Annotated in this window: 18 protein-coding genes, 1 tRNA gene and 1 pseudogene; 12 read left to right on the forward strand and 8 right to left on the reverse strand. The window is 37.9% G+C overall.

The genetic code is table 11. From position 1 onward, the window contains the following. Window positions 1-171 precede the first annotated feature (171 nt). The 9 genes and pseudogenes from ESZ48_RS18790 (at window position 172) to ESZ48_RS18830 (ending at window position 9859) form a co-directional block, all read left to right on the forward strand. Window positions 172-987 (forward strand): DUF4412 domain-containing protein, encoded by an 816-nt coding sequence (locus ESZ48_RS18790; RefSeq protein ID WP_129019049.1) that lies wholly within the window; start codon window positions 172-174, stop codon window positions 985-987. 36 nt (window positions 988-1023) lie between these two features. Next, window positions 1024-3720 (forward strand): T9SS type A sorting domain-containing protein, encoded by a 2697-nt coding sequence (locus ESZ48_RS18795; protein WP_129019050.1) that lies wholly within the window; start codon window positions 1024-1026, stop codon window positions 3718-3720. A 10-nt stretch (window positions 3721-3730) separates the two neighbouring features. After that, window positions 3731-4300, forward strand: coding sequence for a hypothetical protein (locus ESZ48_RS18800; protein ID WP_129019051.1), 570 nt, complete (start codon window positions 3731-3733; stop codon window positions 4298-4300). Between the two features lie 42 nt (window positions 4301-4342). Further along, entirely contained in the window at window positions 4343-7399 is a 3057-nt protein-coding gene (locus tag ESZ48_RS18805; protein ID WP_129019052.1) for a hypothetical protein, read from the forward strand. Between the two features lie 10 nt (window positions 7400-7409). Further along, window positions 7410-7901: a DUF3592 domain-containing protein gene (locus ESZ48_RS18810; RefSeq protein ID WP_129019053.1), complete on the forward strand. Its 492-nt coding sequence runs from the start codon at window positions 7410-7412 to the stop codon at window positions 7899-7901. Between the two features lie 21 nt (window positions 7902-7922). After that, window positions 7923-8030: pseudogene (locus tag ESZ48_RS19845) on the forward strand (T9SS type A sorting domain-containing protein); the annotation flags it as partial. Between the two features lie 4 nt (window positions 8031-8034). After that, window positions 8035-8742, forward strand: coding sequence for a hypothetical protein (locus ESZ48_RS18820; protein WP_129019054.1), 708 nt, complete (start codon window positions 8035-8037; stop codon window positions 8740-8742). Between the two features lie 63 nt (window positions 8743-8805). Beyond that, complete coding sequence (locus ESZ48_RS18825) at window positions 8806-9168, forward strand: MmcQ/YjbR family DNA-binding protein (protein WP_129019055.1); 363 nt, start codon at window positions 8806-8808, stop codon at window positions 9166-9168. 112 nt (window positions 9169-9280) lie between these two features. After that, window positions 9281-9859: a PhnA domain-containing protein gene (locus ESZ48_RS18830; RefSeq protein ID WP_129019056.1), complete on the forward strand. Its 579-nt coding sequence runs from the start codon at window positions 9281-9283 to the stop codon at window positions 9857-9859. A gap of 70 nt (window positions 9860-9929) precedes the next feature. On the opposite strand, the gene ESZ48_RS19435 is transcribed toward ESZ48_RS18830, so the two are convergent. Further along, entirely contained in the window at window positions 9930-10073 is a 144-nt protein-coding gene (locus ESZ48_RS19435; RefSeq protein WP_190246311.1) for a hypothetical protein, read from the reverse strand. 284 nt (window positions 10074-10357) lie between these two features. Here ESZ48_RS19435 and ESZ48_RS18835 point away from each other — a divergent pair, with 284 nt between their 5' ends. Then, a complete protein-coding gene (locus tag ESZ48_RS18835; RefSeq protein ID WP_129019057.1) occupies window positions 10358-12094 on the forward strand; it encodes a DUF885 domain-containing protein in 1737 nt (578 codons plus the stop codon). 298 nt (window positions 12095-12392) lie between these two features. After that, window positions 12393-12695: an STAS domain-containing protein gene (locus ESZ48_RS18840; protein WP_223266513.1), complete on the forward strand. Its 303-nt coding sequence runs from the start codon at window positions 12393-12395 to the stop codon at window positions 12693-12695. A 213-nt stretch (window positions 12696-12908) separates the two neighbouring features. On the opposite strand, the gene ESZ48_RS18845 is transcribed toward ESZ48_RS18840, so the two are convergent. The 7 genes from ESZ48_RS18845 to ESZ48_RS18875 all read right to left on the reverse strand — a co-directional run bounded on the left by ESZ48_RS18845 (window position 12909) and on the right by ESZ48_RS18875 (window position 21638). Further along, window positions 12909-13355: a YybH family protein gene (locus tag ESZ48_RS18845; protein WP_129019058.1), complete on the reverse strand. Its 447-nt coding sequence runs from the start codon at window positions 13353-13355 to the stop codon at window positions 12909-12911. A gap of 139 nt (window positions 13356-13494) precedes the next feature. Beyond that, entirely contained in the window at window positions 13495-14088 is a 594-nt protein-coding gene (locus ESZ48_RS18850) for a 3-keto-disaccharide hydrolase (RefSeq protein ID WP_129019059.1), read from the reverse strand. Window positions 14089-14182: 94 nt separating this feature from the next. Further along, the gene (locus ESZ48_RS18855; protein ID WP_129019060.1) at window positions 14183-14995 is read right to left on the reverse strand and encodes a 3-keto-disaccharide hydrolase; all 813 of its coding nucleotides are present in this window, start codon (window positions 14993-14995) and stop codon (window positions 14183-14185) included. A 16-nt stretch (window positions 14996-15011) separates the two neighbouring features. Next, window positions 15012-16361: a Gfo/Idh/MocA family protein gene (locus tag ESZ48_RS18860; protein WP_129019061.1), complete on the reverse strand. Its 1350-nt coding sequence runs from the start codon at window positions 16359-16361 to the stop codon at window positions 15012-15014. Between the two features lie 505 nt (window positions 16362-16866). Beyond that, window positions 16867-19602, reverse strand: coding sequence for a M56 family metallopeptidase (locus tag ESZ48_RS18865; RefSeq protein ID WP_129019062.1), 2736 nt, complete (start codon window positions 19600-19602; stop codon window positions 16867-16869). Between the two features lie 84 nt (window positions 19603-19686). Continuing rightward, complete coding sequence (locus ESZ48_RS18870; RefSeq protein ID WP_129019063.1) at window positions 19687-20055, reverse strand: BlaI/MecI/CopY family transcriptional regulator; 369 nt, start codon at window positions 20053-20055, stop codon at window positions 19687-19689. A 194-nt stretch (window positions 20056-20249) separates the two neighbouring features. Continuing rightward, complete coding sequence (locus tag ESZ48_RS18875) at window positions 20250-21638, reverse strand: dipeptidase (RefSeq protein WP_129019064.1); 1389 nt, start codon at window positions 21636-21638, stop codon at window positions 20250-20252. A gap of 192 nt (window positions 21639-21830) precedes the next feature. Here ESZ48_RS18875 and ESZ48_RS18880 point away from each other — a divergent pair. Continuing rightward, window positions 21831-21912: transfer RNA gene (locus ESZ48_RS18880), tRNA-Leu, on the forward strand. The last annotated feature ends 629 nt before the right edge of the window (window positions 21913-22541 follow it).

Below are 22541 nucleotides of genomic sequence, written 5' to 3' on the forward strand. Positions count from 1 at the left end.
AAGCTTTTAAATGTGGTCATTGAAAAATCCAAAAAATTATTTTAGTCGGGTTTCTATCATCACATTTTAGCACATCTATATGTGGAAGCTCAAACAAAATAATTTTTTTATGAAAATGTTAACAATGTGATTTTTTCTAACACTAAATATAAATATCTAAATCAAATCAAGATGAAAAACCGAACCTATCAAATTGCAGTAGTACTTATTTTTTCGCTGTTTATTATACCAGCATCCCACGCACAATTTCTCAAAAAACTGCAAAAAAGAGTCGAACAAAGAGTTGAAAATGCTGTTATTGAGAAAGCGGCCGATAAAGCAGCCGAGAAAGCAACCCAGTCAATGGACAAGATGTTTGATATCAGCCCATTTGGCGGTGGAAACAAAGAAAAAGCAGATTCGTCATTAGTTCCGGAGAGTTATGATTTTACTTGGAGTTATTCTCTAAAGATGAGCACCAAAGATGGAGAAATCATCTTTCATTATTTTCTCAAACCAGGTGCAACGTACTTCGGTTTTACATCGCCAATGATGGAAAATATTTTGACCGTGATGGATAATGAGCGTGAAATAATGGCGATGTTCATGAATTCTCAAGATGGCAACAAAATTGGCATGGTCAATCAAATGCCAAATATTGATCTAGAGGAAGCCAATGAAACATCGGAAAATTTCAACTTTCAAACATTGCCAGATAAAACCATAAACGGGTTCGACTGCAAGGGTGTTAGGGCGGTCAATGATGGTTATGAAATGGAGATGTATTTTATTACAGACGCTGAGGTGAGTTTTGATGATATCTATAAAAACAGCAAGACCAAGATACCTGATGCGCTTAAGGATTACTTCAATCCTGATGATAAAGTTTTGATGATTTCCATGGATATAAAAAATCTTAAAAAACCAAAACAAAGTGCCACAATGGAATGTATTGGTTTAGAGGAAGTGCAAAAGATCGTTAACAAATCTGACTATAAATTTATGTAAGCTAAAAACATATTACTAACCTAAACTGATGAAATTATGAAAAAATTACTACTTTTTGCTTTGTTTGTAAATCTGACTTTGGTTGGATTTTCACAAACCACATATACTGTAAACACTACAGATGATTTACCAGACGCCAATATTGACGATTCCGACTGTGCCGATGCCAATGGAAATTGTACGCTACGTGCAGCTATTGAAAATGCAAATAAAACAAGTACTAAAGATATTATTGCTTTTAATATATCTGGAACGGCGCCATTTACGATTGTAATTACGGGGAGTGAGTTGCCAGCCATTACTTATCCCATAATTATTGATGGTCGTACACAAACAGGATATGCCATAAAACACATGCCTCTAATTGAGATCGACGGCTCCACTTTGCCAATAGATAACTCTGGACTGAGGCTTTTTGGGTTATCTAATAATTCAGAAATTTATGGCTTATCCATTGGTGGTTTTCAAAGGTCGGCTGTAGCTCCATATTATACTGGGGGTTATGGTATTGATGTGAGAACACAAAACACTATTGTTCAAAGTAATTATCTTGGGCTGAAACCAGATGGCACTACTTTAAATCGAAATGAATGGGGTGTGTTTTTTTTAGATAGCGGAAATAATAAGGTAGGTGGTACAGGCGCTTTTGAAGGCAATGTTGTTTCAGGTAATTATGTTGGAGGTGTAACATTTCAAGGTATAGGATGTTCTAATAATGTTGTTCAAGGAAATTTGTTAGGTACAGATGCTACCGGCCTATTAGCAAGAGGAAACAATTTTAATCTTCAATTTATAGATGCGCCCAATAATATCGTTGGAGGCAATTCGCCAGGGGCTAGAAACGTCATATCGGCTGGTGTGAATTCACGGTTTGGGGTAGTCGAAGGTGCGAGTGAAGATGGGACAGGTATGTCCATCAGTGGCGTTAATTCAAAAAACATCTCTATTATCGGTAACTATATTGGCACAGATATTACGGGAACAAAAGCTTTACCAAATACCAGAGGTGGCATATTGCTGCTCTTTGGCGCAAATAATATAACTATTGGAGGTGAGGGCGCTGGAGAGAGAAATGTAATTTCAGGAAACGGATTCTATAGTTCAGGAGCTTCGTTCTTCGGAGGTATTTATTTTCAGGGCAATGTTGTATCTAATACTATAAAAGGAAACTATATAGGTGTTGATGCCACTGGAAATGTGGCATTGCCAAATTCGACAGGGATTTATATACAAATAGAAAGCAACAATAATATTATTGGAGGAACAACACCAAGTTCTAGAAATATTATCTCTGGAAATAAGGATGATGGAATTAGTATACGTAGCAGCGAGAACAACCAAATAATAGGCAATTATATAGGTTTAAATGCTTCAGGAACTGGATCGATACCTAATGCAGATGGCGTACGATTATACAGTACCTCAACAAAAAACATTATCGGAGGTGCTAATCCTTTAGAGAGAAATATTATTTCTGGAAACAGTTCTGCTGGAATTATTGCTTTAGGTGGTGAATCACATGTTATTCGAAATAATTATATAGGCTTAAATCCAAGTGGAAATAGTGTTATAAGCAATGGACTTTATGGATTAGGACTTGGTGGGGATTTAACGGGAACTCGAGTTTTCGAAAATGTTATTTCAGGCAATGGTACAGTTTCAAACTCATTTGCAAGTAACGTTTTCATTGGAGCGGGACGTGGTGTGAGTTTTTATAGCAATAAATTAGGAACCTTACCAGATGGGAATACATCAGTTTCTAATATGTCGCATGGCTTATTTCTCAATAATTCAAGGAATAATATCATCGGGGGGGAAACAGCACTTGAAGGTAATATTATAGGGGGGCATCTTAAAGATGGTGTGTTGATGTTGTTTGAAAGTAGCAATAATATCTTTAGTCACAATAAAATAGGTGTTGGAGCAGATGGTAGTACGAGTCTAGGGAATGCTGGGGTAGGAATAAATATTTCAGGAGCTATTTTGGGTGGTACAATCACTAATAATATAATAGCCAATAATAGAAGAGGAGTAATGATAGATCCTACTATAGGTATTGCAACCCAGATTGCTATATCGGAAAATAGCATCTTTAACAATTCAGTCATAGGCATTGACTTGGTAGGAACCACAGCAAACGATGTGGGTGATGCCGATACAGGAGTCAACAATCTTCAAAACTCACCTGAAGTCAGCAGCATTAAATACTTAGGGTCTGATAAAATAGAAATCAAGTATGAAGTTACAAGCGCGGTAACCAATTCTGCTTATCCTTTAGTAATTGAATTCTTTGGAGCAGTCAATGGTCAGGGTAAATTCTTTATAAGCTCCGATAGTTATACAGCGCCGGGAGTAAAAACAGTATCCATAGATCTTCCAAGTGGATATGACCCTGATGATTATAATAACATCGTAGCAACGGCCACCGATGCTAATGGAAATACCTCAGAATTTGGAGTGAATGTGAGTTACACCTTATCTGTTTCACAGTTTGAAAATCAAATTGTCAAGCTTTATCCTAATCCGGTTTCCAACAGATTGTATCTGCAATTTCCAGATTCAGAAAATTATAATTTAAAACTAGTGAATGCCTTGGGTCAGGTGGTTTTAATGAAGAAAAATGCTGCGTCTTCACTAGAATTGGATGTTTCAGCTTTAACCAATGGCATGTATTTTTTAAATGTATCGTCGGAAAGCAGAACCTCAGAAACTCTCAAGTTTATCAAGAATTAAAAATACACTTATGAAAACCTATTTAAGGATACTCGTTATTTTAATACTGGTGTCTTCTTGTCAAGAAAACAAGAAAGAAGATGAGCATCTGGACACAACAATAAGAAAAGAGAAAACGTCTCAAAAAAAGGACATTCCTAAAGATGTGAAATCAGTAGAATTTCCTGTAGAAGCGCAATTCGAAGCTTTTTTTCCAAAAACGCTAGGCCCTTATAATCGTATCAATATTGGCGTATCAGAAGTGTTAGGTTCTGCGTCAGGAGCCTACATAAAAGGAAAAGATTATGGCAATCTTATGACCTATTATGTTACGGATGGCTATAGGAAAGGATCAGCTGCCATAAGAAACTTTGAGGATGCTTATCAATCAAATCATAAGTGGTCGGATGGTTCAGAACATATCAGTAAAGAGCGCGACGGTTTTAAAACCGTCGCCCTTCTTCGAGAAAAATACAATACTTATAAAATTTCAATGCTGTATAATAACCGTTTCGAACTTACGGTAGAAGGGCATGAAAAAGCTGACGAGCTTTGGGGCTATTTGAAGCAGGCGGATATGAAAATGCTGGATGCCAAATAAAACCAATAAAGTTTCGAATTGTTTTTTTTATTAAAATTTCCAATGAACAAACAAGAACATTATACGCCTAGCTACAACTCCCGTCGTGCATTTATGCAACAAATGGCTTTATGCTATATGGCAGCACATTTGCCATTGTCATTTGTTGGTTGCGCCGATAAGGAGAAGTCTTATGTAGGATCAGGGAAACCGCCCTACAAAATTTGGGAGGAAATGCTCATGGCTTTGCAAACCTGTCCAGATTATTTGGATGGTCGTATGAAAGCATTGGTTGCAGCTAAAGATCCTGAAGCCATATTTAATTTTGTGAGGGATGAAATCTACCTGATGCCAACCTCCAATAAATCCATTGGTTACTCAGGATCACAATTCAAATGGGGCATCAAAGGCGTTTTGCGTTATGGGATGGCAACACCCCGAGAAAAGGCAGAATTGCTAAATCAGATGCTTTCAGAGGCTGGATTTACTTCTAAAGTAATGTTTGAGCGCACCGATATTGGACTTGACGAAGCCATGTCGTTTTTTTTCCGTCCCATCCAAAGAAAATACGATTTGGAAGTTTCTAAAAAACAATGGAAACAATGGAAGAAAGATCTCAAAGTTGATGCTGATTTCAAAAGTGAAATTCCAGTCTTTGATCGAGATCTTTCAAAATCCAATGCACTAGCGGAAAAACTTTGGAGTTTTATTCCGGATAAAGAAAATTTAAAAACGGCTACTTTCGATTTTAGATGGGATAATTACCGAACGCCCACCGTCCAATTTGAAAAGGATGGCGAAACTTTCTATGCCCACTTATTTGATTCTGAAATTCCCTTCGGAAAATTAAAGAATGATGGACGATTGAATGATGCTGAACCGGTAAAATTGAATGACGATAAGGTCGAAATCAAACTGACTTATAGAGAAGCCATTCATCCTGATAAAGAAATGGAACTGATTTCAGGTTCCTGGAACGCGAGAGATTTGATTGGAAGTCAAGTGCATTTTGCAAATCTCCACGGCCTCAATTTAGAGCAATCCTCTTACACACCAGTTGGCAGTTTACGCATTTTCACGCCAACTTTGGCTTTTCAGGATTTTGATGCCACGCTCGAAGTGATGCAAGAACGTTCGTTTATTGCAGATCCATTCACATTGGAAGGCAAAAAAATTCAATTAGCAGATGCTGAAGAAAACGCCAATGCACCTATTATTTTTAAGACTACAAGTCCAGAATTACTGAAGTCCATAAATGCAGTTTCATTAAAAGCCATTCCGGTAAATAAAGCTTTGGTTAAACTGGAGGTAACTCCGATTGATTCTGAAGGGAAATTCGTGGAAGGTTTGCAAGCCGGTGATTTTACTTTTGCAGATAATGAGCAACCTACTCAGGTATTGATGGAGTCCAACCAGCAAGCGCCTTCGATACTTATTTTATACGATGGTTCTTTCAGTATGCCAAAGGAGTATTTTTCCGAAAATATGGACCGCTTTGTTGAAAACCTTGAAAAAAGTATACTTTCAAATTTTCCTGCAGCTTATATTCGAAAATGGGAAACGAGCTCAAACTTGTTTACATGGTTGCTAAAGGCTTCAAAAACGAGTTGTGATCTTATAATTTTTGCTACAGATGGCGATAACGAGGATGTCTATAACGAAGAGGATTTTCAATCTTACACTAACGGTTCGCCAGCAATTATTCTCAATGTCAATAATAGTGAAGCTGTTCATATCAAAGAAACCTTTGAGAAAATGGCGGAAGTTACCAATGGTTTCGTGCTTGATGCCAAAGACCAAGCGGCAACCTTGGAGAAAATTGCGAATTATGTCAACGGTTTGGAGATTCCTCCATATACCTTTTCCTTTTACGCACTTCCCGTTGAAAAACATGAGGTTGTGCTACAGATCGATCAAAAACGACTGACTGCTAAGGCTCAATTTTTATTGTCAATAGATGAAGATCTTGATGTTCATGTCGGTATCATCGGAATTTATCTGGATTTATTAGTTGGAAAAACTCGAGTGAAACGCGTTTTGGCAGGTTGGGATCCCATCACTCGAAGAAATCAGAAACCTAATAATGCGCATTTTCAAGATGTCAAAAGTTTGATGTTGGGCGGAACAACCTTTTATTTTGAAGGCGAAGGGCCAACCATTGCTACTTCAATTGTCGATTTACTCAAATATAAACTCTCAACGCGCGGGTGGGGAGAAGCGCTTTTGGAAGATGATATAGAAACAGCTAAAACCGAATTTGAAAAGGGGGTTTATCAATATCATCCAAAAGCAATGTCATTGTTGGCGCCACTAGAAGATCACGTCACAAAGAGCTCGTTCACATTCGCATCAGGCATGCGGGTTGGTATCTATAAACAAAAGCTTGATGTTGAAGGCAAAAAGGCAACTGAATCGTTCGATTTTTTACCAACCTCAAATTATGAGAGTTTTGTTAGGGACACTGGAGATGCTTTTCAAATCAATCTTCAAAAAACAGCCCAATTGGCTATTCGTGAAGCTTTTCTTTTCAAAAATAGCACGTATGCAGCTTTAAGCAATACACCCCTTATTGAAAGAATGGATGCCATTTCTAAGGACTGGTTTAAAGATTTAGATACAAAAAATGTAGATTATTACTATTGGTATGAACGTTTGTATCGTGGCAATAATAATTTCAAAGTATTTGATCCTTCAAAAGTCAATACGGCTTATTGGGAAATTAACCCGCAAGGCGAGCTTTATGGGATTTTGAGAGATGGGACTGGTGGTGGTTCTGATGAAGAGATTTTGGAAGAGTTAGCACAGATTATGATGTTGATGCGTGTGTACATAGCTGTTATTCAAAAAATGGGTGGGGTTAATTCCATTGGCGGGACGTCACTTGCTATTGTAGCAGTATATGGTGTGACCTTAGTAAGATTATATGCCATTGTATGTGAGACTATTGTCCTTATGGATGCTAGAGGAATGAATGCTAAAATTGCGGAAGCATTGAAAGATTTTGCTCGCAGTGTTGCCAATATTATTTTCTATTCTTTTGGAGGAAGTGCCTTTGGAGAAATGCCTGGATTGAATCAACTTATTGAATCTATAGAAGCAACTTCAAACCCTTATAATTAAATGAAAACTCATGGAGCATTTCACTTTTATAGACCAAAAAATTGATATCCTGGGCCTCATTGCTTTGGTGGTGGCAACACCGTTTTTTATTTTTTTTGTCCGAAACGTTATGCTTTCAAAAGCGTCAAAAAATTGGCCAAAAGTTAATGGTACCATCATCAATATTCCCAATATGCCGACAGTTCGAAAATATAGTATGGAATATGAATATGAAGTTGGAGGAACTACCTATAGAAACCGACGTGTCTTTTACTCAAATATTGATGCCTATTCCATTAGTCTAGCGATAGAATTTGATAAAAAATATAGTAAACACCAAATTGTTGACGTATTCTACAATCCCAAAAAACCAAAACAGGCCGTCTTGGAACCTGGAAGAATTGACGGTGCATTTTTAGGTGTTGCGCTATTAGGAATGGTCGTGATTTATGGTGTTTTTGCTGTTTTTGCCCCCACACTGTATGCTCAATTTATAGATTTATTATTTCAAATATTTAATTAATGTTAATATAAAAAACAAAACGCATCGTCAACCTCATTAAATGTTTCAAGTCTGTCAAAAGGCCTTTATTTTTTAAATGTTTCTTCAGAAAACGCGCGTTCAGAAACCATCAAGTTCATTAAAAACTAATTCTATGAAAACATACTTTATTATTCTATTCAGCATCAGTTTGGTTGCTCTCGGATTTTCTCAAACACAACCAAAAGTTGATGATTATCCATTTGGAAAATCGGATGTCAATGTCATCATATTTCCCTTTGGAATGGAAAATCCAATAATAATTGGAACGATGTCTCGATCAGGAGATATTAATTTCGAGTTTCCTAAAGAACTTCCAAAGATTTCTAAGGAGACTGAAGAAAACTTTATGCAAGATTTGGTTTACACGGTCTTTAGCGTTTGCGATGACGGTTTAAGAATGATTTCTGATAAAGATAATCTTCCGTCTTTTGAGGCAGGAGTGCTTTCGCTTTCCACTAGTGATAATCCGTATGCAGGTTTGATAATGGCTGTTTCAGATGTAGCATTAATACCATGGATTGAAGATCCTGGTTATGAAGAACCTCTTTTTGGTTCTTATTTTGAATTGATTTATGTGCCCTCTGCTTTTAAATATGAAGGTGAATGTAAACAAACACGCTCGAGCATGAGTGATGATCCGGATATGGAGATTAGCTACAGTTTTAACCTGAACTTAAAAGCTGGTTTTAACTTCATAGAATATAAAATAGAAAGCATCCATAAAACAGATCCCAATGTGATGGCTTCTTTTCCTGATAAAGTCTCGATTATATCCGTAGAAGGCATCCCTAACTGTAAATGGGTTGGAAAATACTTTTAAAACACCTTAAAAAAATTCGTATTTTTAAACGTGTTCAACTTATAAACCTGGATATCTTTTTTTATGAACATCGAACAACTTCGCCACTATTGTGTTTCAAAAAAAGGAGTTACTGAAGATTTTCCTTTTGATGCGGATACCCTTGCATTTAAAGTATTGGGAAAAATGTTCGCATTAATAGGTTTGGAGAAATGGGAAGCAGGTCAAAAAACCATCAATCTGAAATGTGATCCTGATTATGCTGAAGAGTTGCGTGCAGAATATGCCGCCATCTCTCCTGGTTACCACATGAGCAAAAAACACTGGAACACAATCGATCTGACCTCCGATGAAGTCTCTCCAAAATTCCTTGTTGAACTCATTGATCATTCCTACGATATGGTGGTCAAAGGCATGCCTAAAAAGATGCGGGATGCTCTCCAATAAAAATGTTATCTTCGCACCGCAGAAATTTTAATTCTGCAATTTGTCTGCACTAGAAAATGATGTTCGGGCAATTCAAAATTCATAAATCGTTAATCTACAATCGTTAATCAATATGAGCGTTATTCAAATGCTTCAAGATAGAAGCAACAGTACCTGCGAACTATGTGGTTCCAAAGAAAATCTTTCACAATATACTATTCCGCCATCGCTGAATGAAAATGTAGCCAATGATGTGTTGGTCTGCAAAACTTGTTTGGATCAAATAGAGGGTAAAGTGGAAATGGATTCCAACCATTGGCGTTGTTTGAATGATAGCATGTGGAGTGAGCATGTGGCCGTTCAAATTATGGCCTGGCGCATGCTTCAAAGATTGCGTGGTGAAGGTTGGCCAAAAGATTTATTGGACATGATGTATCTTGATGATGAAGCATTGGCTTTGGCAAGAGCGACAGGTGAACATGAGGACGAAGCTAACAAGATCATCCATCGTGATGTGAATGGTGTTGTATTGGAAGCTGGCGATTCTGTTGTTTTGATCAAAGATTTAAAGGTCAAAGGTTCAAGTATGGTCGCCAAACAAGGTACAGCGGTCAGGAACATTCGTTTAGACCATGAAAATGCTGAATTTATTGAAGGTCGCGTTGACGGTCAGCAGATTGTCATCATTACAAAATATGTGAAAAAGAGCTAAATTTTTCAATTAGGAAAGGTTGGAGTTTTTCTATAGGAATTTCAACTTTTCCTACTTTATAAGTCACGCGTCAATCCTCTTTATCCTTTCTTTTAAAAAGCCCAAATCCAAGCGGCAACATGAAGAACAGAAAGAAAAACTTCCCCGAAAGGACGCCATAAATTGTTATTAGGGCCGCAACGGTCAAAAGTATCCAAACGTATTTTGTTTTCATTTTGTAGTTGATTTTCTATAGACTAAGACGGTCATGTCCAAAGCCATTTTGAGCTGTACTTTAAAGGTGATACATTAAAATTTCTGCTGTTTTAGCACTAACACTTTAGAACTTTCCAAAAATACATCTATTATTTTATCTGATTATAGTCTATGACCTAAGGGTAGTGAAATATGTTGTGACCTTTCCGACGATTTGATTAAATTTGTTTTGTTAGGCGGAATCTATTGAATTAGCTCGTGGATTTGTTGCCAAAACAAGTATAAAATAATCAGAAACACGTTATGAAAGTCTTAAAACCTATTGCCATCACTCTAGTGCTTTTCCTTTTTTGGATGGATACGGCAAATGCACAAAACACTTCCATTATCTTGGACAGTGTGATTAATAAATACGAGCAACATAAAGGCTACGATAGAAAAGCCTATCCTTTGGGATTGTACACCAAAGCTTATTTTAAGGCTGAAGCTGAATTTGCCCAGAACGTATTGGATGACCTGAATAAGGTAGATATAACAGGATTGAGTGAAACCGAACAGATCTCAGCCGAGCTGTTGGCGTTTTCATTGCAAGATAAAATCGATTTCTACAAATTTGAACACTATTTGAATCCGCTATTATCCGATACCGGATTTCATACCAACCTGACCTATCAGGTACGTCCATTGGCCAATTACGCTCAAGTAAAAGGGTATTTGGAAAGATTGAATGCCATTCCGCATTTTGTAAGTCAGAATCTTGAAAATATAAGAGAAGGATTGAAAAAAGGGGTGTCACAGCCGCTGGTCATCTTCAAAGGCTATGAATCGACTTATAACGATCATATTGTGAAAGATTTTGAAGACAGTTTCTATTATTCGCCGTTTAAGAATTTGCCGAATGATTTGACCAAAGCTCAGAAAGATTCGGTGTTGACAGCGGCTAAAATAACCATCGAAACGAAAGTCACTCCCGAATTTAAACGGATCAAAAACTTCTTCGAAACAGAATATTTCCCAAAAACGAGAACCACTTTAGGCGTTTCTGAAACGCCTAACGGAAAGGCTTTCTATCAAAATAGAATTGATTTTTACACCACGAGTACGCAATATACGGCGGAAGACATTCACCAAATTGGATTGAACGAAGTGGCGCGTATCAAGTCGGAAATGGGGCAAATTATCACAGATTTGAAGTTTGAAGGAAGCTTTGAAGATTTCTTTCATTTTTTAAGAACCGACAAACAGTTTTATGCCGAAACTCCCGAGCAATTGCTGATGTTTGCCCGTGACATGGCAAAACGGGCTGATGCGCAATTACCACGATATTTTAAAACCTTGCCCCGTAAACCTTACGGAGTGGCGCCAGTGCCTGATGCCATTGCACCAAAATATACGACCGGTCGGTATATTGGAACTTCTAAAGAAAGTACGGAGCCAGGATATTATTGGGTAAACACCTACGATTTGCCAAGCAGAACTTTGTACACCTTGCCAGCGCTAACTGTCCACGAGGCCGTCCCGGGACATCATCTACAGACCAGTTTGAACAATGAATTGGGGGACAGTATTCCGCGATTTCGTAAAAATTTATATCTCTCTGCGTATGGTGAAGGGTGGGGATTGTATTGCGAATTCCTAGCTGATGAAATGGGAATGTACACCACGCCTTATGAGCAGTTTGGAAAATTGACTTACGAAATGTGGCGCGCCTGTCGATTGGTAGTCGATACCGGAATTCATGCAAAAGGATGGACGCGTGAGCAAGTGGTGGATTATATGTCTTCAAATACGGCTTTGTCCTTGCACGAAGTCAATACGGAAACCGATCGGTATATCTCTTGGCCAGGACAGGCTTTGTCTTATAAAATTGGAGAATTAAAAATAAGGGAGCTGCGCCAAAAAGCAGAGACGGAATTAGGTTCAAAATTTGATATCCGGGCATTTCATGAAATCATCTTGGAACAGGGAACCGTTACCTTGGCAATTATGGAAGCACGGGTCAATAGTTATATTAAGAAGCTTAAAGCTAAAGACAACTAACCTACTTAATATGCGAATAGCATATGGCGATTGATCTTTTTTAGAGCATTACTAGTTTTGTTTCTATAAATCGACATCGTTCTTTGGTTCACTCCGTAAATGATTAAATAAAGGCCTTGAATCTGAGTTATTCCAAATCCATAGAACTCTCATTTCCTCCGGTTTATCGAAGATTTTTGAGATTGTCTTTCACTAATCGCATGAAAATACCGTTGGTCGAAAACATTGGGTTGCTTTGAAATTTTTTATCATATTTGCCTCACCCCCAATGATTAATAGCGCAGAATTTATTTTTTTTATGAACCTAATTTACGCTACCATGGATTTAGAAATCATCAAACACGCTACTTATTTTCAAGTCAAAGGAACATTGACCAAATTCAATCTTCATCTCTTCAAAAAAGAATTTTCTAATGTTTTTGATAAGCAGGATTCGCTGATCATTAATATTGAAAAGTTGACCAGTATTGACCGTTATGGTGTGAATGCTTTGGCGCAATTGCACAATGAATCTCTTCTTAAACGTAAAAAACTCTCTATTATAGGAATGGGGTGTGACGATTTGTATGAGCATTTCAAATCGGAAGAAAATGCCGCTTGAAGAGCAGCCCCAATTTTCAATAATTTTCCATTCGCTTTCAATTATTTAAAACGGATGCTCAATATGGCATTTACCTATAGTTGATGCTTAGGTACAGCTGATTTTAAAGGTCATATCCAATTTAAAACAGTTGTAGTTTTCAATTGATGTGCGGTGGAAATAAATTGGAATTAAAGCATTGAGCATTTCAAGCCTGCAGAAACTCTAGCCTGTTCAACAGGACATATCCGCAATGATTTTCCAATGCCCATTAATGTATTTAAATACAATAGTAAAAATGCCATTGGCGTTGCCTACGTTTCTTTCCAAATGGTATTCCCCAAACACCAAATAAGCACCATTTTCAATTTTTGAAATATCAGTGATGACAAACTTGAGTGTTCCTGTCTCATTAGGCGTTGGGTACGCATTTTTGTAGTTTGACAAAGTTTTATCCCAGCCGAAAGTAACACCTTTGCTCCCGAAAAACCTTAGAGAATCGTTTTTCCAATAGCCTTGCATAAATCCTTCCAAATCATGATTATTCCACGCCGTTTCTTGATTGGCCATAGTTTTTTTTATGGCAGCTTTCACCTCGTTTTCTGATGGAATCGTAATGTTTTTGTCGTTTGAATGGCAAGAACATACGAGTAATAACAGCAGTGCGTAAATGGTTTTCATGGTAGAGAAACGTTTGACGTTTGAACTTATTGTAGGATTTTCCTCTTAAAATTAGTTGCTGAAAAAATCTGACAGGTTTAACCTGTCCGCCGAAGGAGGAAAGCCGTCAGGTTTGAATGTTAAGCGATCTTGAAAATTATTAAAGCGCCTTCAATCGGATATTTCTCCAATACACTTTAATTCCGCCACCATCGTGTATTTGTAAAGCTATTTTGCCGTTTGCTGCGCCTATTTTCTCATCAGAAAAATCAACCATCTCCACACCATTTAACCAACTAATAACTTGGTTGCCTTTTACTCTTATCTTTAAATTATTCCATTCGCCATATTTAAGAGCTGCTTCTTTTTCAGGAGAGGGCTTGACCAACCAACCGCGACCGTAAGATTCATAAATACCACCAGTGTGAAGATTTGGTGGTGCTACTTCTATCTGCCACCCCGCTATTGTGGTGCCTTTAATTTCAGACCTTATAAAGACACCGCTGTTACCATCGGCTTCTTGCTTAAACTCTAAATTGATTTCAAAGTCTTTGTAATTTTCTTCAGTAGCGAGGTAGCCATATTGTTTGTCCGGGCCACTTTCAGAGATCAACAAACCATCTTCTACATACCATTTTTCGGTACCATAGGTTTGCCACCCATCAAGGTTTTTTCCATTGAAAAGTTCTTTTCCAGATTGACAACTGCTGAGTGAAAGTATAAGCGATATCGCGAGTAAACTAATGTTTTTCATGTTTTAAATTTAAGAGTTCGACAACTTTCGGATTTTAGATGTTTTGATTTATAAAATAAAATGTCAGCCTAAATAATTCTTAGGCTGACAAATTTTATAGTTTTTTAATTTTTATATTACGAAACCAGATGGGACTGGCATGGTCCTGCAAACCAATATAACCTGTTTTGAATTTCCCGTAATCTGGGCTGTCTTTCCATTTTCCTGAATTCTTTTTCTGATCCCATTCAGCATCCCACGGAACGAATGACAGTACTTTTTCGCCATTTAACCAATGTTCCACTTTTTCGGGTGTGAAAACAATTTTACTGGTATTCCATTCTCCTACAGGATTTAGTTTTTTCTTTTCAAGATCCGGAGCGTGCATGGCATAATCTGCGGCTGTTTTATTCAGGGGCTTTAATTCCGAAAGGTTTTCGGTGTGACCCACGCTTTTATTATACCCAGTCAGGTCATGGATTTGTGCATAATTTTCGTCATCTATGAGTTGGTATTCTGGAGCTGAATCGTAGGGCGCTTTATAGCCTTCTTTAATATGGTAAAAGATCCCGCTGTTGCCGCCTTTGGGAAGTTTCCATTCTAGGTATAATTCAAAGTTGTCAAACTCTTCTGCACCATAAATAATGTCCCGTCCTCCTGTATAATCTTGTTCCAATCCAAGCTCAGTGTCATAAGTAAGTTCGCCGTTGTTGATGACCCAGCCTGGAGGCATTTTATCTTCGTTATAACCTCTCCAGCCATCAAGAGTAGTGCCGTCAAACAGATACTGCCATCCGTCTTCAGTTTTTTGGATGTCGCTTTTGCTGTTTTCTTGCGTCACAGATCCTTCTTCAGCGGGTTGTTTGTTCGAATCTTTACAGGCGATTATCGATAGTGCCAATAACACAGTCATTACTATTTTTGTCATAGTTGTATTTTTAAAATTAAATTTGTTTCATGTTCTGAGGATCCCAGCCTATAAAGGCGTTTTTCTCATAACTTTCGTTACAGAGCAATGCCGGAGCCGCCGCACGAAAACCAAAAAGAGGATCTTCCGCCACTGTTCCATTATTTCGGATGGCATCAAAGAAATTCGCAAAATGATCATAATGGGCCCCTTTATAGCCACTTTGGGCATTATAAACCGTGGTTAATGGCGGTTCCATTGTTTTTCTGTCGGATTGGATTGCTCCTTCTTCTTTAGCTTTTGCCGCTAAGAAGGGATCATCACTGTCACCACCTGCATTGCGTTTTAACGTAACGCGATCCCATTCAACATCCATTGAACCTTTACTCCCAACAAGTTTCAAATACGTGGTGCCACTGGTGCCATCCACAAAATTACAACGTAAAGAAAGGTTAAATGCTGGATGTTCTTTGGTATCGGGATAATCGAACATACCTAAAAGCACATCCGGTACTTCCCTGCCATCTTTCCAATAGCGCAAACCACCCATTGCGGCAATTTTATTGGGTCCTAGGGAATTTGTTATAAAATGCAAACTAGAGAATAGATGAACGAAAAGATCGCCCGCCATTCCAGTGCCGTAGTCGAGGTAATTTCGCCATCTAAAAAATCGTAAAGGATCGAATGGAAGATCTTTGCTGATGGAAAGATAATTCTTCCAATCTATCGTTTTTGTAGAAGCATCCTTTGGAATGGGGTATTGCCAAGCGCCAACTGGGGAGTTCCGTGCCCAAAATCCTTCGGCATAATTGAGTTCTCCTATAGCACCGGATGCCAATAGTTCTTTTGCCTTTTCGTTGCCTAAGGAAGACATGCCCTGACTGCCTACGATATAAACTTTTCCTGATTTCTTCCAGGCATCAATGATTTCATGGCCTTCATCGACCGAGTGCACCATAGGTTTTTCGCAATACACGTGTTTGCCGGCATTTAAAGCATCTATGCTGATTTTTTTGTGCCAAAAATCGGGTGTGCCAATAATTACGGCATCAATATCCGAGCGTTTTAAAATGTCTTTGTAGTTTTTGGTAACCATCAAATTGCTGCCCCAAGTGTTTTTGGCATCTGTTAATCTTCCATCGTATAGATCACAAACGGCAACCAACTCTATGTTTTTATGTTCCAAGGCTGTATTGGTGTCGGCAACACCCATGCCGCCTGCACCGATTAAGGCGATTTTTAAATTTTTAAGGTTGCTGGAAGGTAAAGTCTGTCTGTCAAGAAAATTAATGGCTTCTGGTGTTTTGGCAAAGGCCGAAGGTGTCAGAACTGCAGCAGCACCTGCTAAGCCAAGATTTCTTAAAAATAATCGTCTGGGTTTTTCCATTTAATAGGTATTTATAGTTTAATTATAAGTTGAGCGCTTTTAGGAAATGTTGTGATTGTTTATCAACTACATTTAGCTCATGGTTTAGAGTTTCAATAGCTAATATAATTGAATTTTAGTTAGATCGAAAATTGAGTTTTTTTGTTTTATGATTTCATCATGGTTGCTATATAGATTTAAATTGAATGAAAACATAAGCAACAGAGATAATGCGGAAGGACCTGACAGAGTTTTACCTGTCCGCCGAAGGAGGGAAACCTGTCAGGTTTTCATTTGAAATCTCTTAGTAATCAATGTCTAAGATGCAGGACTTTACTGGGAGCTTTTGACTTTATAGACGCTCAGTATTTATTGTCCTTCTGGCGCTTATTTTATTTAGACAATTTTCCATCAAAAATTAATGCTATTAAAAAAACCTCTCAGGTTTTAACTTGTCCGCCGAAGGAGGAAAACCTGAGAGGTTTGAAAATAAAATATAATCTATTATTTTTTTTGGATAAAACGGCTATTGCTTTTTCTTTACAATTTTACCATTTTTCAAAATGTATGATTTTGGATCAGGGGCAGGTGGCAACATTTTAGGAGCAGAATTCTTTTCTAATTCGGTCAACTTAGAATACGTTCGGATCATCTTCATGTATTGCTCTTGAAATATTTTTTGTTCACCATCTGACATTTCTAAAAAACTACCAGGATATTCTGCTGGGTTCTTCAAAAGTTTGAAGGTTTTGTCCCGTTCTAAAAGGTATTGTCTGTAATTATTTGATTGGTTAAGATCAGTTTTTGTATCCTTTATGTACACCATTATTGGTGAATGTTCAATATTGTCCGAATTTTTAATCATAAAGAGTTGTATCGCATCCTTATCATAAGCATTTTTGATCATGCTCTTCGTTTCGGCATCAATGATATTGCCTTTGATGGATTGCGTTGGCTTTCCGGGTATTTTAAGTTTAAAACTTACAATTTCTCCGCCATTGATGCTTAGTTTGGCATTTATTAATTCAGTTCTACTCATGGTCAAGACGTCATTTACGGGCTGCATTCCGTTAACCATGACAAGTTCTTTGCTCTGCTTGCTGTTTTTTGGATTCTTAGGATCGGTTGTGATAGTGACTGTTGGTTTCTGAGTGTCTATTTCAGTGGTACAGATGGCATATTCTTTGTTTTTATTGACGTAAATCATAGCTTCTTCGGCAGAGATTTCTTTGTCATTGAAAAAGAATAATGCGCCTTTCTTTTTCATGTTCTCAATATGATCTAATGTAGGTATTGGTGGAGGTGGCGGTGGCGGTGTCAATGCATCATTATCACCAACCACCTTAATAGCCACCTTTTCTCCTGATTTGTTTTTGTGCGTATAAGAATAACTTTGGTAATCTTCCATAGCTTTTTTGTAGGCTTTCTTTTGTTCCGAAGTTGCATTTGGAGTTAGCGGTGGTGGAGGAGGTAAAATGTTCTTGTTCAAATCAGCCTCGCCTTTTATGGTTGGAGGTGGTGGTGGCGGAAAATTTGGTAAAGGCTCTGCGTTTACTTTTTGGGATTCATCCATTTTTTTGTAAATCTCAACTACGCGCTTCATATCCTTTAATTTTAAGACATAGCTGTCTCCCGATTGATTATTGTAGTATTTGGCTAATTTATTGTATTCTGCTACTTCTTCAGGAGTTGCTTTTTGTTGACTGCTTGCAACGGTGCCATAATTTGGAAGTGACGGAAACGGTTCTGAAACTTGTTTTTGTGCTTCTGACATATAACCGTAAATTTCAGATAGGCGATTAAAATCTTTCAATTTGACAACTCTGTTTTCTAAAGGTTTAGAATTGATGTTTTTCGCAATTGAGTTATATTCTTTAATCATTTGCGGCGTGACCACTATTTGGACAGCGTCAGTTTCTGCGAAAGCTACTTCACTAACCTCGAAACCTACTTGCCATGTCGAGTTTGAATTGGTTAGCTTAGGTGGTGAAAGATCGATGGTCTCATCTTCATAGATAATATTTGCTTCTGCAATGGTTTTGCCAGCGTATTTATTCTTATAAGTTTTTATTGGTAAACCTGATTTTTTTAGTGTATTCACATTAGAAGTACCAATTCCAGAAGTTCCGGATTTAAATAAAATTGGCTGAATGCTCTCTATTATTTTTAAGTTTACATCACTTTCATATTGAATACTTGTCCAAACAAAGTTTTGTTTTTGCTCCTTTGTCAAATGCGTATTAAACTTGATGATTTCAGTTTCTAATTCTTCGAATTCAACATGATTTCCATTTAATGTCATGACATTGTTCTCATCAATATAAATCAAGATGTCCTGAATAGTATCTGAACTTAAATGTTGAGTTGTGGAGAATTTATTAACCTCCTTTTTCTCGCTAAACCCATACAGGGTCAGTGCTAGTAATGGCAGAAGCACAAGGCTTCTCAACCATATTTTTTGTTTTGTGGTGTGTGTTTTCATAACTGTAAATCGTTTTTTGATCACGCTTGTAGCGCGACGGGTGGATGAATAATTGATGGCGTTTGCCAACGGAGACTCTGACGCATTTGATGAGAATGCCAATAAAATGTGTTGGTAGGTTGGTAATGAAATGCCTTTGTTTAGAACCGCTTGGTCTGCCAAGAATTCGTGGTTCATTTTTATGGCGTATGTGGTAAAATAAATGAGTGGATTGAACCAAAAGATGACTTGAAGTAATTCGATAAATAACACATCAAGACTGTGATTTTGGTTGGCATGTGCTTCTTCATGCCAAAATACTTCTTTCGGAATTTCATGTTTTTCAAATTTCTGCTTATTCAAAAAAATGTATTTAAAAAATGTATGTGGCGTGACCAAATCAGAAAGAAGAACATGGATAACATGTTTTGATTTTTGCTTCGGATTCCGTTTGATCTTAAAAACAATCTGAACGAGGTTCATCAAGAATTTCGACCCAAAGACCAGGATGCCCAAGGCATAAATGCTCCATAAAATAATGGGTAAGTAATTGGTTTCTTCCACTTGTGACAAACTCTCGGTATAAAAACCAACTGGTTTAAAAGTTTCATTGACCATCGGTGAAGCGGGTACCTCAATATATTGAGTAAAAGTGATCATTGGTATGGCAAATGCGATGATGAGCGCCCCCAATAAGTAGTAACGTTTAAACACATGCATGTTTTCCTTTTCTAATAAGATGGTGTAAAAGGCCATGAAAATCGCCAAGCATGCGCCAGATTTTAGGAGATAGATAAGCATGATGTGTTGTTTTTGAGTTTGTTAATTGTTATTGGGTCTCATTTCGCGTTAACTAAAATTCGGTACCATTCAAAAATTGAATGGTTAAGGTTTCTTTTTAATTTCGCTGTCGATGAGTGCTTTTAAATCTTCCAATTCTGCTTTGGTGAGATTTGTCGATTTGGTGAAAAAGGATGCAAACTGGCTAGCACTATCGTTAAAAAAACTTTTGATGAGGCCGTTAACATGCTTACTGAAATAGTCTTTCTTCTTTACCAATGGATAATATTCTCTTGATTTTCCATAAAGTGTATAGCCCACAAAATGTTTGTCATGCATGCGCTTCAATAAAGTGGCCACCGTACTAGGTGCTGGCTTAGGGTCGGGATAAGCTTCAAGAATATCTTTCATAAAGGCTTTTTCCATTTTCCAAAGGTGGTTCATTAAGTCTTCTTCTGTTTTTGTGAGTTCCATTGTTCTACATGTTTAGAATGTGTTCTACAAATGTAGAACAAAAATTGACATGAGCAAATAAAAATGCAACTTTATTATGGTGAAGAATAAAAAAAAAGCCACAAATTCACGAATTTGTTTAGATAACATTCGTGTATTCGTGGCAATTTTTAACTCAGACTTTGCGTCTTTAAATCTCTGCGAGAGACAAAAACTTATTTACTCAACTCTGTAAAATACTTATAAAACAAAGGAATGGTCGAAATTCCTTTCAGGTAATTCCAGATTCCGAAATGTTCGTTAGGCGAGTGGATGGCATCACTGTCCAATCCAAAGCCCATCAAAATAGTTTTGCTCTTTAATTCCTGTTCAAATAAGGCAACAATAGGAATACTGCCACCACTTCGTTGTGGGATTGGTGTTTTTCCAAAGGTATCTTGATATGCTTTTGAAGCTGCTTGATAACCAAGGCTATCGATAGGCGTGACGTAGCCTTGACCGCCATGATGAGGTTTTACCAATACTTTCACACCTTTTGGCGCAAGACTTTCAAAGTGTTTTTTGAACAGCTCTGTGATTTCTTCCCAATCTTGATGTGGCACCAATCGCATTGAGATTTTAGCAAATGCCTTGCTGGCGATGACTGTTTTGGCACCTTCACCGGTATATCCTCCCCAAATGCCATTGACGTCCAATGTGGGTCTTATAGAATTACGTTCGTTGGTGGTATAGCCTTTTTCGCCATAAACAGCTTCAATATCCAATGCTTTTTTATAATCCTCCAACGAAAATGGGGCTTTTGCCATTTGTGCACGCTCTTCGTCTGAAAGGTTTTCAACTTTATCGTAAAATCCTGGAATGGTAACATGGTTGTTTTCGTCGTGCAGCGCAGCAATCATCTTGGTCAATACGTTGATCGGATTGGCCACGGCGCCACCATATAAACCAGAGTGCAAGTCTCTGTTAGGACCTGTAACTTCAACTTCCACATAACTCAAGCCTCTTAATCCCGTGGTGATTGACGGGGTTTCTTTTGAAATCATGCCCGTATCCGAAATTAAGATGACATCATTCTTGAGCTTTTCTTGATTGACTTTTACGAATTTCGCAAGGTTGACGCTGCCTACTTCCTCTTCACCTTCTATCATAAATTTGACATTACACGGCAACTGATTTGTGGAAGTCATAAACTCTAAGGCTTTAACGTGCATGTACATTTGGCCTTTATCATCACAGGCACCTCTGGCATAAATGGCACCTTCAGGATGGAGTTCTGTCTTTTTAATCACCGGCTCAAAAGGCGGTGAGGTCCATAATTCGATTGGGTCGGCTGGTTGCACGTCGTAATGGCCATAAACCAAAACTGTTGGTAAATTTTTATCGATTATTTTTTCACCATAAACAATTGGGTAGCCTTCAGTTTCACAAATTTCCACATGATCACAGCCTGCTTTTTCTAGACTTTTTTTGACTTCGTCAGCGGTTTTTAAAACGTCCTTTTTAAATGCCGAGTCGGCACTAACGGATGGGATTTTGAGAAGTTCGATCAGTTCATTTATAAATCGGTCTTTGTTTTTCTCTACGTAGCTGTCTATGTTTTTCATAATTAAGTTTTAAGTGGTTTCCTCTATTTACCTTGGGTTTGTCCAATTTTATTGAGCTTGTTGAAAGGTCGAGGAAATCTGTTTTTAGAATACCCAAAAATACAAAAAATCAGATGAATTTTTCTTTGATAAAGTTATTTGTATATTCAATGGAATGTTTATATTTGCAACCCGATAATAATCGGAACCTATGCAGGTGTGGTGGAATTGGTAGACACGCTAGACTTAGGATCTAGTGCCGCGAGGTGTGGGAGTTCGAGTCTCCCCACCTGTACAGATAAAGAAGCTTCAATAAATATTGAGGCTTTTTTTTATGCAAAAACGTTATATAATAGCTTTGGGGAGACGAGAAGTTTACCCTGAGCTAGGTCGAAGGGAGCCTCCCCACCTGTACAGAAACTGAAGCTTCTCTTTTTAGAGGGGCTTTTTTTGTTTTATGATGGAATTGGCAGCCACGTCACGCTTAAGGGCGTGATGCCGCGAGGTGTGGGAGTTCGAGTCTCCCCACCTGTACAGATTAAAGAAGCTTCGACAAATGTTGAGGCTTTTTTTGTGGACATATGTTATGATCCGTACTGGGGAGACGAGAAGTTTACCCTGAGCTAGGTCGAAGGGAGTCTCCCCACCTGTACAGAAACTGAAGCTTCTCTTTTTAGAGGGGCTTTTTTTGTTTTATGATGGAATTGGCAGCCACGTCACGCTTTAGGGCGTGATGCCGCGAGGTGTGGGAGTTCGAGTCTCCCCACCTGTACAGATTAAATAAGCTTCAATAAATATGAGGCTTTTTTTATGCAAAAGCGTTATATAATAGCTTTGGGGAGACGAGAAGTTTACCCTGAGCTAGGTCGAAGGGAGTCTCCCCACCTGTACAGATTAAATAAGCTTCAACAAATGTTGAGGCTT

It is taken from the genome of Gelidibacter gilvus (assembly GCF_004115975.1).
GTDB classification, from domain to species: domain Bacteria; phylum Bacteroidota; class Bacteroidia; order Flavobacteriales; family Flavobacteriaceae; genus Gelidibacter; species Gelidibacter gilvus.

Coding starts and splice junctions, on each gene's coding strand:
- ESZ48_RS18790 (WP_129019049.1), top strand. CDS start 172: ATGAAAAACCGAACCTATCAAATTGCAGTAGTACTTATTTTTTCGCTG.
- ESZ48_RS18795 (WP_129019050.1), top strand. CDS start 1,024: ATGAAAAAATTACTACTTTTTGCTTTGTTTGTAAATCTGACTTTGGTT.
- ESZ48_RS18800 (WP_129019051.1), top strand. CDS start 3,731: ATGAAAACCTATTTAAGGATACTCGTTATTTTAATACTGGTGTCTTCT.
- ESZ48_RS18805 (WP_129019052.1), top strand. CDS start 4,343: ATGAACAAACAAGAACATTATACGCCTAGCTACAACTCCCGTCGTGCA.
- ESZ48_RS18810 (WP_129019053.1), top strand. CDS start 7,410: ATGGAGCATTTCACTTTTATAGACCAAAAAATTGATATCCTGGGCCTC.
- ESZ48_RS18820 (WP_129019054.1), top strand. CDS start 8,035: ATGAAAACATACTTTATTATTCTATTCAGCATCAGTTTGGTTGCTCTC.
- ESZ48_RS18825 (WP_129019055.1), top strand. CDS start 8,806: ATGAACATCGAACAACTTCGCCACTATTGTGTTTCAAAAAAAGGAGTT.
- ESZ48_RS18830 (WP_129019056.1), top strand. CDS start 9,281: ATGAGCGTTATTCAAATGCTTCAAGATAGAAGCAACAGTACCTGCGAA.
- ESZ48_RS19435 (WP_190246311.1), bottom strand. CDS start 10,073: ATGAAAACAAAATACGTTTGGATACTTTTGACCGTTGCGGCCCTAATA.
- ESZ48_RS18835 (WP_129019057.1), top strand. CDS start 10,358: ATGAAAGTCTTAAAACCTATTGCCATCACTCTAGTGCTTTTCCTTTTT.
- ESZ48_RS18840 (WP_223266513.1), top strand. CDS start 12,393: ATGAACCTAATTTACGCTACCATGGATTTAGAAATCATCAAACACGCT.
- ESZ48_RS18845 (WP_129019058.1), bottom strand. CDS start 13,355: ATGAAAACCATTTACGCACTGCTGTTATTACTCGTATGTTCTTGCCAT.
- ESZ48_RS18850 (WP_129019059.1), bottom strand. CDS start 14,088: ATGAAAAACATTAGTTTACTCGCGATATCGCTTATACTTTCACTCAGC.
- ESZ48_RS18855 (WP_129019060.1), bottom strand. CDS start 14,995: ATGACAAAAATAGTAATGACTGTGTTATTGGCACTATCGATAATCGCC.
- ESZ48_RS18860 (WP_129019061.1), bottom strand. CDS start 16,361: ATGGAAAAACCCAGACGATTATTTTTAAGAAATCTTGGCTTAGCAGGT.
- ESZ48_RS18865 (WP_129019062.1), bottom strand. CDS start 19,602: ATGCTTATCTATCTCCTAAAATCTGGCGCATGCTTGGCGATTTTCATG.
- ESZ48_RS18870 (WP_129019063.1), bottom strand. CDS start 20,055: ATGGAACTCACAAAAACAGAAGAAGACTTAATGAACCACCTTTGGAAA.
- ESZ48_RS18875 (WP_129019064.1), bottom strand. CDS start 21,638: ATGAAAAACATAGACAGCTACGTAGAGAAAAACAAAGACCGATTTATA.